The sequence below is a fragment of the Pseudomonas sp. Z18(2022) genome, assembly GCF_036346535.1.
Taxonomy (GTDB): domain Bacteria; phylum Pseudomonadota; class Gammaproteobacteria; order Pseudomonadales; family Pseudomonadaceae; genus Aquipseudomonas; species Aquipseudomonas yamanorum_A.
In genome coordinates this window covers 410956-424921 of record NZ_JAOTOA010000004.1, presented here as the reverse complement: position 1 = coordinate 424921, position 13966 = coordinate 410956, and the positions used below count along the sequence as shown (strand labels likewise).

The following is a 13966-nucleotide window of genomic DNA, read 5'->3' as shown; positions in this document are numbered from 1 at the left end:
CGGAACCGTCCGAGCGACGTCGGCCACTGCGGTGGCCTGCGGGGCAGACAATACGGTCGATGATGGCCAATTGTCCAGATGCTGCTGTAAAAATTTCTGCTTGGAGTACGGCCGGGATATGCCCCTATACTCGACGCGGGTTTGTTCCCTCATAAGAAGGAGACTGTTCAGATGGATCAACAGACAAAACTGCCGTTACAGCCGCGCATGGAAGAGGGCAAGGCCCTGGTGATCGCGGGTGTGCAAGGGCGTTACTCGAAAGCCACGATTGGCGATATTCCCAAGTTATGGGAGTTGTTTGACAGCTGCTTCAGAGAGATCAAGAAGCGCGTGGGCGGCGTGACTTACGGCGTGTGCTACAACGCCAGGCACGATGAATTCGACTACCTGGCCGGCGTTGAAGTCCCGACCAAGGGCGATGTGCCGAGCAACTTCCAGTCGATTGAAATACCCGCCCATCGCTATGCCGTGTTCCCGCACTACGGCCCGGTGCAGGCGCTGGCGCAGACCTACGAACGCATCATGTTCGAGTGGCTGCCGGGTTCAGGGTACAAGGTGGTCGGGGCTGATTTTGAGCGTTACAGCGCCGACTTCGATGTGGATAAGGGCACGGGGTCGGTGGAAATCTGGATTCCGATCGAAGCCGAGTCCGCCTGATCCCACTGCTGGCAGGAGCGAGCACGTTCGCTCCTGCAACAGCTCCTCAATACAGCGTGGCCTTGACCCGCTCCGGCATTTCCCGGTCATAGGCTTCGGCGTCAAATGCCCCGTCATTCAAGCGCTTGTGAAACGCCCCGGCGCTGGGCAGCGCCGAGCGATCCAGATGCTTTTCCGGGTTCCAGCAATCGGAGCGCACAAACGCTTTGGAGCAATGGAAATACGCCGCCTCCACCTGCACCAGAATCACCGAGCGGGCCGCTTTGCCATTCACCGCAAAGCTCTCCAGTAACTCGGGCTCGATGGAAATCTGCGCGCGACCGTTGACCCGCAAGGTCTCGCCAATTCCCGGGATGATGAACAGCAACGCAATACGCGGGTCCACCACCAGGTTACGCAAGGTGTCGAGGCGGTTATTCCCCGGCCGATCCGGAATGGCCAACGTGCGCTCATCGATGATTCGTACAAACCCAGGCACATCGCCACGGGGCGAGCCATCAATGCCGTCCGGGCCGGACGAACTGACCACCATCAGGGGAGAGGCGCGGACCATGGCCTGGTAATCCTCGTTGAGAAACGGGATTTCCTTGCGCACGGCCCGCTCGTGGGGGAGGCCGTAGAGGGATTCGAGTTGTTCCAGCGTGGTCAGCATTGGGACTCCTTATCGATCGGTCAGGGGATGTGTTCAGCCACCGAAGCTGCGGTGATAGCCTTGCGCTGATTGTCGTATGGCCTGCACAACGTTAGGGGCCTGGCGGCAATAATCGTCTTCGCGCTTGAGAACAACTTCAAGAGTTTGGAGCAGTGCCCGAATTCGCTCCTCGGGTTTTTCCACCTCACAGGTTCTGGCGAACTCAAGGATGCCCAGGCGTGAGGCAAAAAATGACTTGTTGCCGGCAAGGTCCAAGGCGAGCGCATCCTCGGGGATGTAGGCGGTGGTATTTGCGATGTCGTAAGCCGGTGCAAGCCTGGCATCGCTGTTGATTGGGTTGCTATACAGCAGGCCGAAATTCTTCAGGTGGGCGTCGCCGTTGCCCACGATGCAGCTCAAGGCCACGCTGTCGAACAGCTGGTCGAGAGAGCTGCGTTCATGCTCTATCGCACAGTAAAGACGCACGGCCTTGGCAATCATGTTGTAACTCTTGCTGTATTTCTGCTCGGCAGACAGGCCCATCAGGGTGGTCATGTCTTCAAAGCCCAGAGGGTTGAGGTGCTCATCCCGATCAAAGCGCCGCATGATGAAGAGCTTATGATTCTGCGACAGGTAGAACGGCGGCACGGGTATGCCTGCGTCTCTGGCAATGGACATGCACAAGTATTCGTTAATGGCCAATCCCGGAAACTCGTCGCGTCCGCTTTTGATAATCAGATCATTAGTTTTCGAGGTGAATTTCTGCTCCGATGTTTGTGGCTTTTCGGGCACCAGTACCTTGGGCTGCACGCCAGAAATCCCTGCTCGCAGGATGTATCGGTCCACCAAGTCGGCAAAAAGATCTTCCGCCCCGTCCCAGGCGAGAATTTCGTCGAGGTTTTCTCCCGTCGACGGAGCGCCGTTGCGCTGAATCAACTCATTGACTTGGTCCGAGGAAACGAAGACCCGGCCGATAGGCGCACTGCTACCGGACAATGCCAGCAGTAGCATAGGGTCTACCCTGACTGTCTTGGCGAGGCGATTGCGAAGCTGTTCCAGCACGAAGCCTTCTGGCAGGTTCATCTGGAAGATCGGGTGCAACTCTCGTCGGCGGTATTCATCCGCGCGAACGGGCATTACCAGGCTGAGTGCGCTATGAGGCGGCGCGTTATCGCCGTAGCGGAAAAGATAGTCGCCAGCACTGGTGAATACGCTGCCGCTGGCACCCTGAGGGGTATGAACTTGAAGCTTCGGGCTATTCATTAAACAAGTCCTCCACTTCTTCCAGTGTCGGCATGGCGGCAGGTACCAGCTTTACTTCACTGCCCAAGGCGGCAATCACGCGAGCGTAGGCGTGCATGGAGACCGTCGGGCTGCCCTGCTCGATTTCAATCAGTTTTTGCCGAGTGACGCCCGCTAAACGGGCCAATTCCGCTTGTTTATAGCCTCGATTGAGCCGCATCGTGCGCAATTGGCTGCCGATTCTTTTGATGATGACAGAAGGGTCCATGTCTCGTAACCATTACATATGCATTGATAAGTTATGTATACGTTACATTTTGACGTTGTCAAGATTCTTGAGTCCAAACACCCACGCCAACCGGCGCTCATACCCAATGCGCCCCTTATACGCCTCCCCGCTGTCCACCCAGCCCTGCTGCAGATACAACCCCATCGCCGCCACATTGTCCGTGTCCACCGACAGCTCCAGCGCCTTGATCTGCGGCCAGACCAGGCGCGCGGCGGCGGGCAGGGCTTGCAGGCAGGCTTTGCCGAATCCCAGGCCTTGTTGATGGCGGTCGACTTGCAGGGCGTGAAGGGTGGCGCTGTGTTCATCGGCCCAGTGGGGCAGGCACGGCGGGCGTTTGAGCAGCAGGAAGGCCACGGGAGTCTCGTCGGCGAGGAGCGCAAAGCCCGCCACACCGGGGCTCGGATTGACCAGCAGGGTGTTCAGCGCACAGTAGATATCGCCGGAAAACGCCAGTTGTTCGGGATGCACTTCCAGGGCGTTGAGTTGCTGTTGTTGCAGAGCAGTCAACGTCTCATAGGCGACGAGGCGGGTTTCCATCGGCGTAGCATCCGAAATCCTACAAAGAAGCGCGGATTCTAGCGGGTTTGCGGTAGTCGCAATTATTTTTTGCGGGACTGTCGATTGGCCGGTATCGCATTCGACCAAGGGTGTCTTCAGTGATTTTTCCCGCAAGGAGTATCGCCATGAACGCCCAGGTTAAAACCGATATCAGCCGTTTGATCGAACAATGGCAGCAAGCCGTGATGGCCAAGGATATCGAGCGTATTGTCAGCTTTTACGCCGATGATGTCGTCTCGTTCGACGCCGTTGGCGCCCTGCAATTCAAAGGCAAGGCCGCCTACCGGGCCCATTGGGAGGCGTGCATGAAGGTGTGCCCCGGCCCCGGTATTTTCGAGTTTCATGAACTGCATATCGTGCCGGCCGCCGAGAGTGCGTTTGCCTTCTGGCTGGCCCGTTGCGGCGGCGCCGGGCCGGACGGGGTGGTGAAAGCGTGCTGGATGCGGGTGACCGCCGGCTACCAGCGCATCAACGGCCAATGGCAGGTGGTGCATGAACACTGGTCGGCGCCGTTCGATATGCACACCGGCACCACCTTGTTCGAGCTGGAACCCTGAACGCCGGGGACTATAGTTGAGTGTCCGAAAACGGAGAATCCCATGAAATACCTCTGCCTGATCTATAGCAACGAACAGGTGCTGCACGATTCGCCAGACAGCCCCAAGGACCCGGAATGTTTTGCCTATGCCGAGTCCGTGATGGCCAGCGGGCGCATGCTCGCCGCCGAGCCGCTGGAGTCGGTGACGACCGCCACCACCGTGCGCATGCGCAACGGCAAGCTGTCGATCACCGACGGGCCGTTTGCCGAAACCAAGGAGCAGCTCGCCGGGTTTTACCTGATCGAAGCCCGTGACTTGAATGAAGCGATCCAGGTGGCCGGCGGCATACCGGCTGCCCGGGTCGGCAGTGTGGAAGTACGCCCCGTGCGCGAATTGAATCTCTGATCACAACAATAAAACTCAGGAGGTTTCCCATGAGCAATCAACCCAGACCCGCCGAATTTGAACTGTCTATCAGCCGCTTGATCGATGCCCCTCGCAGCCGTGTGTTCCGCGCCTGGACCGAGCCTGCGTTGTTGCAGCAATGGTGGGGCCCGCACGGCATGACCACGCCCGAGTGCGAAATGGACTTATGGGTGGGTGGGCAGTTTCGTACGCTGATGCGCGCGCCCGACGGCAGCGAGTACCCGACGCAAGGTGTGTTTCTCGAAATTACCGCACCCAGTCGGCTGGTGTTTACCGACGCCTTCACGCCTGGCTGGATCCCTTCGGGCCAGCCGTTCATGACCGCCGAAGTGACCTTTGAAGACGTCGACGGCAAGACCCTCTACACCGCCCGCGCCATGCACTGGAGCGCCGAAACCAAGCAGGCCCACGAAGCCATGGGCTTTCACGAAGGCTGGGGCCAGAGCCTGGACCGCCTGGTGACGCTGGTGACCGAAGGCCTGCGCGATTGACGGTTCAAGCCCGGGTAGAAGCGGTTTATCGCAGCGAATCGCGGCGCATCCTGGCGACCCTGATTCGCCTGCTTGGCGATTTCGACCTCGCCGAAGAAGCCTTGCACGAGGCGTTCTTCGTCGCGGTCGAACGCTGGGAGCAGGACGGCGTGCCCGACAATCCCCGGGCCTGGCTGGTCTCCACCGGGCGCTTCAAGGCGATTGACCGTTTACGTCGCCAGGCGCGTTTTACCCCGTTGTTGCAGGCGCAGGCCGATGCGCTGGAAGCCGCCGACTGGAGCGTTGAAGACGTGGAAGACGACCGCCTGCGCCTGATCTTCACCTGTTGCCACCCGGCACTGGCGGCGGACGCCCAGGCTGCGCTGACCTTACGTGAGATCTGCGACCTCACCACCGAAGAAATCGCCCGGGCGTTTCTCGCCACGCCGGCCACCATCGCCCAGCGCATCGTGCGGGCCAAGGGCAAGATCCGTGAAGCGAAAATCCCCTATCAAGTGCCCGCCCTGGCGGAGTTGCCCGAGCGCCTGGACAGCGTGCTGCGGGTGATTTACCTGGTGTTCAACGAAGGGTATTCGGCGTCCATGGGCGCTGATTTGACCCGTGAAGACCTGACCCGCGAAGCGATTCGCCTGGGCCGCTTGCTGATGGAGTTATTGCCGGAGCCGGAAGTGATGGGCTTGCTGGCGTTGATGCTGCTCCACGAATCCCGGCGCCCGGCGCGCACCTCGGCCGGCGGTGAGCTGGTGCTGTTGGATGAGCAGGACCGTTCGCTGTGGGACGCTTCGTTGATCGCTGAAGGATGTTCCCTGGTGGAAAAATCCCTGACCTCTCGGCGTTTCGGGCCCTACAGCCTGCAGGCGGCGATTGCGGCGGTGCATGCTGAAGCCGTGAGCGCTGCTGAGACCGATTGGCCGCAGATTGTCGGGCTTTACGACGTGTTGTTACGGGCGGTGCCGTCGCCGGTGATCGAGCTGAATCGCGCGGTGGCCGTCGCGATGCGCGATGGGGTGCAGGCGGGATTGCAGTTGGTGGACGGGATTCTGGCGCGGGGGGAGTTGGTGGACTATCACCTGGCGTACTCGGCGCGGGGTGAATTCTGTCGGCGGTTGGGGCGGGTGGACGAGGCGCGACTGGCCTTTGAGCGGGCGCTGGCATTGACCCGGCAAGCGCCCGAACAGCGCTTCATCGAGCGGCGTTTGGCCAGCTCCTACAGTGGATTTGTGTCGTCTGGCTTGGCTTCTTATGGCTGCTGACGCGTCGCCGCCAACACGATCTCGCGAATGCACACATGCTGCGGTTGCTGGTAGGCATAGGCAATCGCCGAGGCCACATCATCCGCGCTCAGCACGGTGCCGCCCATGTCCTGTTTCCAAGCCTGGTAGCCGGTCTTGATCGCTTTATCAGTGGTGTGGCTCAGCAGTTCGGTTTCCACCGCGCCCGGGGCAATGGTGATCACGCGCACATTGTGCGGCGACAATTCTTCCCGCAGGTTTTCCGAAATCCCATGCACCGCAAACTTGGTGCCCACATACGCAACGTGGTTGGGGAAGGTCTTGCGCCCGGCCACCGAGCTGACGTTGATGATGGTGCCGCCCTTGCGCTCGACCATGCTGGCGGCCACCGCATGAATGCCGTTCAGCAGGCCTTTCACGTTGACGTCGAGCATCTGGTCCCACTGTGCTGGGTCCTGTTCGCTGACGGCGCCCAGCAGCATCACGCCGGCATTGTTGATCAGCGCATCGGCCGGGCCGTACTGGGCTTCAGCTTCTTTCACCGCCGCCACCAGCGCGGCGCGGTCGGTGATGTCGACGCCACGACTCAAGGTGTTCGGCAGCTCCAGGGCATTCAGCCGGTCGATGCGACGGGCCAGCAGCAACAGCGGGTGGCCGGCGGCCGACAGCAAGCGCGCGGTGGCTTCGCCAATGCCCGAACTGGCGCCGGTGATGATGATCAATGGCTTGCTCATGGTGGAACTCCTGAAATAAGAAAAACAAATAACTGAACGTGGGCCGCAGTATATTTAGCCCTTGGTTGGCTGAAAAATGCCTTATTCCTCTGTCTGTCATCGGTATTAACTATGGATGTGCGTCATCTCAAGGCGTTTCTTGCGGTGTTCGAAGAGCGCAATATCACCGCCGCCGCCCAGCGCCTGTTCATCAGCCAGCCGACGTTGTCGGTGACCATCAAGCAACTGGAAGAAGAGTTGGGCGTGGCGCTGTTTCTGCGCCAGCCCCGCGGGGTTGAGGTGAGTGATGAAGCGCGGGTGCTATACCCGCAGGCGCGGCGCATGGTGGCCGAGGCCGATGCATTGAGCCGGCTGTTTCGCGGGCGCGAAAATCGCATCGCCCTGGAATTGGGGGTGGAAGGCGACATTGCCGACAGCCAGATCGAAACCTTCCTGCGCATGGCGCACCAGGGCCTGCCCGGTTTGCTGTTGACCTTGCAGGAAGGCTGCGAAGGCGAAGGGCGCCTGGCGGTGGAGGAAATGTGCTGCGAGGACGAATTGTTCCTGCCGCTTTGGGAAGAGTCCTACGTCATGGCACTGCCGGTTGCGCACCCGATGGCGGCGGGTGGAAAAGACCAGGCGTGGGCGCCGATTGAAGACTGGATCACCTGCCCGCAGCATGATTCCCACCAGCGCCTGATGGCGTTGTATGGTCGCTCGCCCCAGGCGGTGGCCGGGCATGCGGGTTCGTTGACCCAGGCGCTGCACATGGTGGCGGCCGGTGTGGGCGTGGCAATGTTGCCGCAGTCGCTGGCGGCGGAACGGGCCGGGGTAGTGATTCGCCCCTGGCACCTGCCGGCCCCGACGCGCCGGGTGGGGTTGTGTTTTGCCGCCCAGGCTCTGGAGTTGCCGGCGTTGCGGGCGCTGCATGAATATTTCCAGAACAACCGCCCGCCGCAGATTGCAGCGGCCTGACAACGCCTTTGAATGCACCGCAAATCCAATGTGGGAGCTGGCTTGCCTGCGATAGCGGTGGTGACTGACACACCGCTATCGCAGGCAAGCCAGCTCCCACATTGGATCTTCATTGTTCCGAACAGGGTGGTCCGGCGTTATTCCAGCATCTTGCCCAGCAACCAACTGCCCGCCGGGCCCGGCGGGTGCTGGCGTGACCACAACGCATCCACCGCCACCGACCTTGGCCAGCCCCGGGCCTTGATTTCACACAGGTGGCCGCCGCCAAACCGCTCCACCAACCAGCGTGGCAGCGGTGCCCAGCCAAAGCCCAGTTGCGCCATTTCCATCAGCATCAGGTAACTCGGCGCCGACCACACACGGCCCAGCCCACGGGTTTCATTCGGGTTGATGATGCTCGCCAGGCGCAGTTCGCGGTGTTTTTCCAGGGTCTGCTGGTCGATGTCCGCAAGGTTCGCCAGTGGATGTTTGGGTGAGACAAACAGCGCAATTTCCGTACGCTCTTCCACGGCGGTGCTGGTGAGATCCGGCGGGTAGACTTCCTGCATCTCGATAAACGCAATCTGCGCCCGGCCGCTTTGTACCAGGGCGATCAAGTCTTCGCATTCGGCGATCAGGCATTCCAGTTCCAGGTCCGGGTAGCGCTGCTCGAACGCGCTGAGGGCGGTTTCGAAGCGGTCCGACTGATAGGTATCGGACATGGCGATACTCAGCTTGGGCTCCAACCCCTGGGACAACTGGCTGGCCGCCAACTCCAGGCGGCTGCTGGCCTCCAGCACCTGCTCGGCGCGTTGCAGCAGCACGTGCCCGGCCGGGGTCAGTGTCGGCTTGCGGCTGCTGCGATCAAACAGCACCACGTCCAGGTCAATCTCCAGGCTGGCCACCGCCGCGCTGACGGTGGACTGGCTCTTGCCCAATTTGCGCGCCGCCGCTGAAAACGAACCCTGGGTCGCCGCCTGGACAAACGCCTGAAGCACTTCATGGGAGGCCATGACTATCGCCTTGATCGATGGTTATTGGTTATGAAGTATCGGCTCAAGGGGTAATGATGGCAACCATCGTCACTCACGGAGAACGGGGCATGACACCCACCAAGTCGATTACTGAACGCGTTTGGCAGGCCATTGGTTTTGAAGGCCTGGCCTTGTTGATCTGTACGCCGCTGCTGGCGTGGATTATGGATAAACCGGCCCTGGAGATGGGCATGGTGACCTTGGCCATCAGCCTTATGGCGCTGGCCTGGAACGTGATTTTCAACGGCCTGTTCGACCGTCTCAAGGCGCGCCTGCAACTGTCCGGCGGGGTATGGACCCGCGTGCTGCATGCGTTGATGTTTGAAGGCGGCCTGGTGGCGATCTGCGTACCCTTGATTGCCTGGTGGCTGAACATCAGCCTGATGCAGGCGTTTATCCTCGACATTGGCGTGCTGCTGTTTTTCCTGCCGTACACCTATGTGTATCACTGGGCGTATGACGCGGTGCGGGAGCGGATCATGCAGAAACGCGAGACGAAACAACTCGCCTAAACAAACCCGGGTAAACAACTTGCGTAGCAGCTGTCGAGCCTGGGCGAGGCTGCGTCGGGAGCGACTCGGTTCTGAGCCAGCCATCGGGATCGGCGGTGCGGCCTACGCAGCCTCGCGAAGGCTCGACAGCTGCTACGGGGGGGAAGTCAGGTGAGTTTTAACGCGCTGACAAAATCGAGGAACGCCCGCACCTTGGCCGCCGGCAAATGCCGCGACGGGTAGAAGGCATACAACGGGAAGCGCTCGTCGGGCCAGTCGGGAAACAGCTCCACCAACGCGCCGGATTCGAGCGCAGGCATAAGCCCGAGGTCGAGCATCTGCGCCACTGCATGCCCATGTTCGCACACGCTGTACAAGGTCCCGGCATCGTTGACCACCAGCCGCCCGTTGGTGGCGACGTTGATCTGTTCCCCGGGCCGGTGGAATTCCCAGCCAAACGGTCGGCCGGTCTGGGAGTCGCGAAAGTCGATGCATACGTGCTGGCCGTCTTCCAGGTCCAGCGGGTGTGAAGGGCGGCCATGGCGCTCGAGATAGGCCGGCGAGGCCAGGGTCAGCACCCGCACTTCCATCAGCTGGCGGGCGATCAATGAGGAGGATTGCGGAATGCCAAAACGAATCGCCAGGTCAAAGCCATCCGCCACCAGGTCCCCGAGTTGATCCCGGGTGTGCAGGTCCAGCTGCAGCTGCGGGTATTGACTCATGAATTCACCGAGCACCGGCCCCAGCACCAGCCGCGAAAAGTACGGGTCGATATTGACCCGTAGCCGTCCGCGCACGGTCAGGGCGCTGTCGGCCGCGGAGCTGGCGGCCTCTTCCAGGCCGGCCAGCAGCGGGGCGATTTGCTGGTAGAAACGCCGGCCCTCGTCGGTCAATTGCACCGAGCGGGTGGTACGGTCGAACAGGCGAATCCCCAGGCGTTTTTCCAACCGCGAAATCGCCCGGCTGACCCCCGAAGGCGTCATCTCCAGGCTGTCGGCGGCGCGGGCAAAGCTGCCGCTGTCGACCACGGCGGCCAGTACGCCCATGCCACCGGCCAGTCCTGGATCAAAACTCATGGGTGATTGCCTGTCAGGTATCCGAAAGCATTGATGCTAGCGGAGAATCCGAGCCCGTTACAGAAACATCCCGCCCGACGCCTCGACCCGCTGCCCGGTGATCCAGTTGCTGCCATCGGCCAGCAGGGTGGAGATCGCCCCGCCAATGTCATCCGGCAAGCCTGCGCGACCCAGGGCAGTGTTGTTGGCAACCATGGCGTTCACGTCCGGGTTGTCGCGCACCGCGCCGCCGCTGAAGTCGGTGGCAATGGCGCCGGGAGCCAGGGTGTTGACGGTGATGCCACGGGCGCCCAATTCCTTGGCCTGGTAGCGGGTCAGCACTTCCACCGCGCCTTTCATCGAAGCGTAGGCCGAGTATCCCGGCAGGCTGAAGCGCGCCAGGCCACTGGAGATGTTGATGATGCGGCCACCGTCGCTGATCAGCGGCAGCAGTTTCTGGGTCAGGAAAAACGGGCCCTTGAAGTGGATCGCTACCAGTTGGTCGAACTGCGCTTCGGTGGTTTCGGCGAAGCTGGCGTGGGCGCCGATCCCGGCGTTGTTGATCAGGAAGTTGAAGTGCGCCTGGGCGAACACTTCCTGCAACACCGAACCGACCTGGGTGGTGAAGGCATCGAAGGTCGAGCTCTGGCTGACATCCAGTTGCAGCATCGCGGCCTTGCCGCCCAGTGCCTCGACTTGGGCGACCACCGCCTGGGCTTCGTCCGCCGCGCTGTGGTAGGTGCCGATGATGTCGACGCCTTGTGCCGCCAGGTGCAGCGCAGCGCTTTTGCCCAGGCCGCGGCTGGCGCCGGTAATGAGTGCGATTTTACGGGTCATGGTTGAGTCCTCGGAGCGTGTGAGTGTTCGTGGGACTGAGTGTATTTGTCCGCCCATAACGTGATAAACAGCGCTATACCGGAATCACTGGCCGGATAAGGCGAACAATCCCATGAACAAACTTGAGCTGCTGCGCACCTTCGTGCGCGTCACCGAACTGTCGAGCTTCACCCAGGCGGGCGAGAGCCTGGGCCTGCCGCGCTCGACGGTGTCGGAGCATGTACAGGCGCTGGAAGAACTGCTGGGGGCGCGCCTGTTGCAGCGCACCACGCGCAAGGTCCAGGCGACCCAGGATGGCCGCGTGCTGTACGAGCGCAGCAAGGATTTGCTGTCCCATATGGAAGAGCTGGAAGGCTTGTTTCGCCAGGATGAGGCGCAGTTGGCGGGGCGAATCCGGGTGGACATGCCCAACGTCATGGCCCGCGAACTGATCCTGCCGCGCCTACCGGAATTCATGGACCTGCACCCGCTGATCGAGCTGGAAATCAGCAGCACCGACCGCCAGGTTGATCTGCTGGCGGAGGGCTTCGACTGCGTATTGCGCGTGGGTGCACAGCCGGACCAGTCGGTGGTAGCCCGGTTGTTGTGCAGCATGCCGATGATCAACTGCGCCAGTGCTGCGTACCTGAAGCGCCATGGGGTACCCAAGACGCTCGCTGATTTGGCTCACCATCAACTGGTGCATTACGTACGGCCGCTGGGCTCACGTTCGCCAGGGTTTGAATACGTGCAAGGCAACAAGGTGCACCGGCTTCCCATGGCCGGGCGCGTCACGGTCAACAGCACCGACGCTTACCGGGCGGCGTGCATCGGTGGCTTTGGCCTGACCCAGGTGCCGGCCCTGGGCATTCACGATCAACTGGCCAGCGGCGAGTTGGTGGCGGTACTGCCGGACTATCCGGCGCCGGCACTGGACGTGTCCCTGCTGTACGCGGGCCAACGGCATTTGCCGCTGCGGGTGCGAGTGTTCATGGACTGGCTGGCCGCCACCTTGCAGGCCGCGCTTAACGCCGGGCAGACAACTGCTGCGGCGCCAGGAACGCATCGTGGAAGTAATCCCGAAACGCCTGCATCGCCGGGGTGAAGTCACGCTCGCGGTGCCAGGCCAGGCCGACGCTCATGGGCGTGACCTTGTCCGTCACGCTCACGGTTTCGATGCGCTTGCCTTCCAGTGACCAGGGGCGATGCACCAGGTCCGACAAAATCGCCACGCCGCTGCCGTTGGCGACCATGCTGCGCACCGCCTCCACCGAACTGGTGCGCAGCCGCACCCTGGGCGTTTGCCCGGCCTGTTCCCAATAGCGCATGGCGCTTTGTTCGGCTTCATCGACAGTGAGGAAAATGTACGGCTCCCGGGCCACGTCCGCGAGGCTGACGGCCGGGCGTTCGCACAACGGGTGATGGCTGGGCAGCCACAGGCGGCGCTCGGAGTTGAAGAGGATTTCCGAGACGATATCCGGGTGAGTGAGGTTGGCGGTGAGCACCACGGCCATGTCGAACTGGCCGTTGAGCAGGCCGTGTTCGATGGCCTGGCGTTCCTGTTCGAACACCTCGATGGTCACGTCCGGGTGCCAGTGTTCCATGCGCTGCAAGTGGTGCGGCAGGAAGTAGCCGAGCACGGTGTAGCTGGCCGCCACCCGCAGTACGCCGCTGGCGCGGTAGTCGGGCAACGGGCTGTTCAGGGCATCGTCGACGCTGCGCACAATCACATAGGCGCGGTTCAGAAAATGTCGCCCGGCGTCGGTCAGGCTCATGCCTTGGGCCGAGCGCACAAACAACTGCGCGCCGAGCATCGCTTCCAGCTCCTTGATCGCGGTGGTCACCGCCGATTGGGAGATGTTCAGGTGAATCGCCGCCTGGGAGATCTGGCCGATTTCGGCGGTGGCGACGAAGTAACGGATTTGGCGCAGGGTCAGGGACATGTCGGGTATCTGATTTTCAGAAGATGACCCATCTGATAATAGATCTTCCCAAGGGGTCAAGCCGCAGCCTAATTTCCATGGCATGAACTTCAACGGAGCGACCCCGATGCAGGCAGTGGATTTCAACTCAGACATGGGCGAAGGCTTCGGCCCCTGGACCATCGGCGACGGCGTCGACAGTGAACTGATGGCCTACATCAGCTCGGCCAATATCGCCACCGGCTTCCACGCCGGCGACCCGGGCACCATGCGTCGTACCGTCGAGCGCGCCAAGCAGTTGGGCGTGGCGATTGGTGCACACCCGGGCTTTCGTGACCTGGTGGGTTTTGGCCGTCGCCACATCAATGCCCCGGCCCAGGAACTGGTGGACGACATGCTCTATCAGCTGGGTGCCCTGCGGGAAATCGCCCGGGCCCAGGGCCTGACGCTGCAACACATCAAGCCCCACGGCGCGCTCTACATGCACTTGGCCCGGGACGAAGAAGCGGCGCGCTTGCTGGTGGAAAACCTGCAACGGCTGGAGCCCACGTTGTTGCTGTATTGCATGCCCAATTCGGTGATCTGGCGGATCGCCAAGGAACTGGGCCAGCCGGTGGTGCGGGAGTTTTACGCCGACCGTGAGTACGATCTGTCGGGCTCCATCGTGTTTACCCGCAATGTGCGGGCGCTGGACCCTGCGACGGTGGCGGCGCGGGTGCTGCGGGCGTGTCAGACCGGGCTGGTGCGTACCGTCGAAGGCGAGGACCTGTTTATCGAATTCGATTCCATCTGCCTGCACAGCGACACCCCCGGCGCCCTTGAATTGGTGGAAGCCACCCGTGAAGCGCTGGACCAGGCGGGGATTGAAGTGCACACACCTCGCTGACCGACACCGGTGCCGAGACACCGGGTCTGA

The 13966-nt window shown here is 61.6% G+C and carries 18 protein-coding genes; 9 read left to right on the top strand and 9 right to left on the bottom strand.

Translation table 11 applies throughout. The annotated features are described in order from the left end of the window. Positions 1–171 precede the first annotated feature (171 nt). Positions 172–657, top strand: a complete 486-nt coding sequence (locus V3W39_RS12875; protein WP_177078646.1) for a GyrI-like domain-containing protein — start codon at positions 172–174, stop codon at positions 655–657. 46 nt (positions 658–703) lie between these two features. Here V3W39_RS12875 and V3W39_RS12870 read toward each other — a convergent pair whose 3' ends face one another. From V3W39_RS12870 to V3W39_RS12855, 4 genes are read right to left on the bottom strand one after another with little or no spacing between them, the layout of a single operon-like run. After that, positions 704–1309, bottom strand: a complete 606-nt coding sequence (locus V3W39_RS12870) for a pyridoxamine 5'-phosphate oxidase family protein (protein ID WP_330212722.1) — start codon at positions 1307–1309, stop codon at positions 704–706. 33 nt (positions 1310–1342) lie between these two features. Next, positions 1343–2551: a type II toxin-antitoxin system HipA family toxin gene (locus tag V3W39_RS12865; RefSeq protein ID WP_330212721.1), complete on the bottom strand. Its 1209-nt coding sequence runs from the start codon at positions 2549–2551 to the stop codon at positions 1343–1345. Continuing rightward, positions 2544–2798: a helix-turn-helix domain-containing protein gene (locus tag V3W39_RS12860; protein WP_259200662.1), complete on the bottom strand. Its 255-nt coding sequence runs from the start codon at positions 2796–2798 to the stop codon at positions 2544–2546. The genes V3W39_RS12865 and V3W39_RS12860 overlap by 8 nt, the downstream gene beginning before the upstream one ends. Before the next feature lie 42 nt (positions 2799–2840). Then, positions 2841–3356: a GNAT family N-acetyltransferase gene (locus tag V3W39_RS12855; RefSeq protein WP_330212720.1), complete on the bottom strand. Its 516-nt coding sequence runs from the start codon at positions 3354–3356 to the stop codon at positions 2841–2843. 146 nt (positions 3357–3502) lie between these two features. Here V3W39_RS12855 and V3W39_RS12850 point away from each other — a divergent pair, with 146 nt between their 5' ends. From V3W39_RS12850 to V3W39_RS12835, 4 genes are read left to right on the top strand one after another with little or no spacing between them, the layout of a single operon-like run. After that, the gene (locus V3W39_RS12850; protein ID WP_330212719.1) at positions 3503–3934 is read left to right on the top strand and encodes a YybH family protein; all 432 of its coding nucleotides are present in this window, start codon (positions 3503–3505) and stop codon (positions 3932–3934) included. Positions 3935–3976: 42 nt separating this feature from the next. After that, the gene (locus V3W39_RS12845; RefSeq protein ID WP_177042853.1) at positions 3977–4321 is read left to right on the top strand and encodes a YciI family protein; all 345 of its coding nucleotides are present in this window, start codon (positions 3977–3979) and stop codon (positions 4319–4321) included. Between the two features lie 29 nt (positions 4322–4350). Next, entirely contained in the window at positions 4351–4833 is a 483-nt protein-coding gene (locus V3W39_RS12840) for an SRPBCC family protein (protein ID WP_177042854.1), read from the top strand. Next, positions 4830–6086, top strand: a complete 1257-nt coding sequence (locus tag V3W39_RS12835) for an RNA polymerase sigma factor (protein WP_330212718.1) — start codon at positions 4830–4832, stop codon at positions 6084–6086. The genes V3W39_RS12840 and V3W39_RS12835 overlap by 4 nt, the downstream gene beginning before the upstream one ends. Here V3W39_RS12835 and V3W39_RS12830 read toward each other — a convergent pair. Further along, entirely contained in the window at positions 6074–6799 is a 726-nt protein-coding gene (locus tag V3W39_RS12830) for an SDR family oxidoreductase (RefSeq protein WP_330212717.1), read from the bottom strand. The genes V3W39_RS12835 and V3W39_RS12830 overlap by 13 nt on opposite strands. Before the next feature lie 111 nt (positions 6800–6910). Here V3W39_RS12830 and V3W39_RS12825 point away from each other — a divergent pair, with 111 nt between their 5' ends. Beyond that, on the top strand, positions 6911–7753 hold the full coding sequence (locus V3W39_RS12825; RefSeq protein ID WP_177131121.1) for a LysR family transcriptional regulator: 843 nt from the start codon (positions 6911–6913) through the stop codon (positions 7751–7753). 137 nt (positions 7754–7890) lie between these two features. On the opposite strand, the gene V3W39_RS12820 is transcribed toward V3W39_RS12825, so the two are convergent. Continuing rightward, positions 7891–8745 carry a LysR family transcriptional regulator gene (locus V3W39_RS12820; RefSeq protein ID WP_177042858.1) on the bottom strand — a complete coding sequence of 285 codons (855 nt, stop codon included), beginning with the start codon at positions 8743–8745 and terminating at the stop codon, positions 7891–7893. A gap of 89 nt (positions 8746–8834) precedes the next feature. Here V3W39_RS12820 and V3W39_RS12815 point away from each other — a divergent pair, with 89 nt between their 5' ends. After that, positions 8835–9278, top strand: coding sequence for a multidrug/biocide efflux PACE transporter (locus V3W39_RS12815; protein ID WP_177042859.1), 444 nt, complete (start codon positions 8835–8837; stop codon positions 9276–9278). A 146-nt stretch (positions 9279–9424) separates the two neighbouring features. On the opposite strand, the gene V3W39_RS12810 is transcribed toward V3W39_RS12815, so the two are convergent. Both V3W39_RS12810 and V3W39_RS12805 read right to left on the bottom strand, forming a co-directional pair. Next, positions 9425–10333: a LysR family transcriptional regulator gene (locus V3W39_RS12810; protein WP_330212716.1), complete on the bottom strand. Its 909-nt coding sequence runs from the start codon at positions 10331–10333 to the stop codon at positions 9425–9427. Between the two features lie 57 nt (positions 10334–10390). Next, positions 10391–11149, bottom strand: a complete 759-nt coding sequence (locus V3W39_RS12805) for an SDR family NAD(P)-dependent oxidoreductase (protein WP_330212715.1) — start codon at positions 11147–11149, stop codon at positions 10391–10393. A gap of 112 nt (positions 11150–11261) precedes the next feature. Here V3W39_RS12805 and V3W39_RS12800 point away from each other — a divergent pair, with 112 nt between their 5' ends. Further along, positions 11262–12233 (top strand): LysR family transcriptional regulator, encoded by a 972-nt coding sequence (locus V3W39_RS12800; RefSeq protein ID WP_177042862.1) that lies wholly within the window; start codon positions 11262–11264, stop codon positions 12231–12233. On the opposite strand, the gene V3W39_RS12795 is transcribed toward V3W39_RS12800, so the two are convergent. Further along, positions 12154–13071: a LysR family transcriptional regulator gene (locus V3W39_RS12795; protein WP_177042863.1), complete on the bottom strand. Its 918-nt coding sequence runs from the start codon at positions 13069–13071 to the stop codon at positions 12154–12156. The two genes, V3W39_RS12800 and V3W39_RS12795, sit on opposite strands and share 80 nt — an antisense overlap. Before the next feature lie 106 nt (positions 13072–13177). Between V3W39_RS12795 and V3W39_RS12790 the strand changes: the two genes are divergently transcribed. After that, positions 13178–13936, top strand: coding sequence for a 5-oxoprolinase subunit PxpA (locus V3W39_RS12790; protein ID WP_177042864.1), 759 nt, complete (start codon positions 13178–13180; stop codon positions 13934–13936). Positions 13937–13966: the final 30 nt, after the last annotated feature.

Bases quoted from the DNA above. Each gene is read 5' to 3' on its own strand.
- V3W39_RS12800 (WP_177042862.1), top strand. From the start codon at position 11,262: ATGAACAAACTTGAGCTGCTGCGCACCTTCGTGCGCGTCACCGAACTG.
- V3W39_RS12810 (WP_330212716.1), bottom strand. From the start codon at position 10,333: ATGAGTTTTGATCCAGGACTGGCCGGTGGCATGGGCGTACTGGCCGCC.
- V3W39_RS12815 (WP_177042859.1), top strand. From the start codon at position 8,835: ATGACACCCACCAAGTCGATTACTGAACGCGTTTGGCAGGCCATTGGT.
- V3W39_RS12805 (WP_330212715.1), bottom strand. From the start codon at position 11,149: ATGACCCGTAAAATCGCACTCATTACCGGCGCCAGCCGCGGCCTGGGC.
- V3W39_RS12840 (WP_177042854.1), top strand. From the start codon at position 4,351: ATGAGCAATCAACCCAGACCCGCCGAATTTGAACTGTCTATCAGCCGC.
- V3W39_RS12795 (WP_177042863.1), bottom strand. From the start codon at position 13,071: ATGTCCCTGACCCTGCGCCAAATCCGTTACTTCGTCGCCACCGCCGAA.
- V3W39_RS12855 (WP_330212720.1), bottom strand. From the start codon at position 3,356: ATGGAAACCCGCCTCGTCGCCTATGAGACGTTGACTGCTCTGCAACAA.
- V3W39_RS12845 (WP_177042853.1), top strand. From the start codon at position 3,977: ATGAAATACCTCTGCCTGATCTATAGCAACGAACAGGTGCTGCACGAT.
- V3W39_RS12820 (WP_177042858.1), bottom strand. From the start codon at position 8,745: ATGGCCTCCCATGAAGTGCTTCAGGCGTTTGTCCAGGCGGCGACCCAG.
- V3W39_RS12850 (WP_330212719.1), top strand. From the start codon at position 3,503: ATGAACGCCCAGGTTAAAACCGATATCAGCCGTTTGATCGAACAATGG.
- V3W39_RS12860 (WP_259200662.1), bottom strand. From the start codon at position 2,798: ATGGACCCTTCTGTCATCATCAAAAGAATCGGCAGCCAATTGCGCACG.
- V3W39_RS12865 (WP_330212721.1), bottom strand. From the start codon at position 2,551: ATGAATAGCCCGAAGCTTCAAGTTCATACCCCTCAGGGTGCCAGCGGC.
- V3W39_RS12790 (WP_177042864.1), top strand. From the start codon at position 13,178: ATGCAGGCAGTGGATTTCAACTCAGACATGGGCGAAGGCTTCGGCCCC.
- V3W39_RS12830 (WP_330212717.1), bottom strand. From the start codon at position 6,799: ATGAGCAAGCCATTGATCATCATCACCGGCGCCAGTTCGGGCATTGGC.
- V3W39_RS12870 (WP_330212722.1), bottom strand. From the start codon at position 1,309: ATGCTGACCACGCTGGAACAACTCGAATCCCTCTACGGCCTCCCCCAC.
- V3W39_RS12875 (WP_177078646.1), top strand. From the start codon at position 172: ATGGATCAACAGACAAAACTGCCGTTACAGCCGCGCATGGAAGAGGGC.
- V3W39_RS12825 (WP_177131121.1), top strand. From the start codon at position 6,911: ATGGATGTGCGTCATCTCAAGGCGTTTCTTGCGGTGTTCGAAGAGCGC.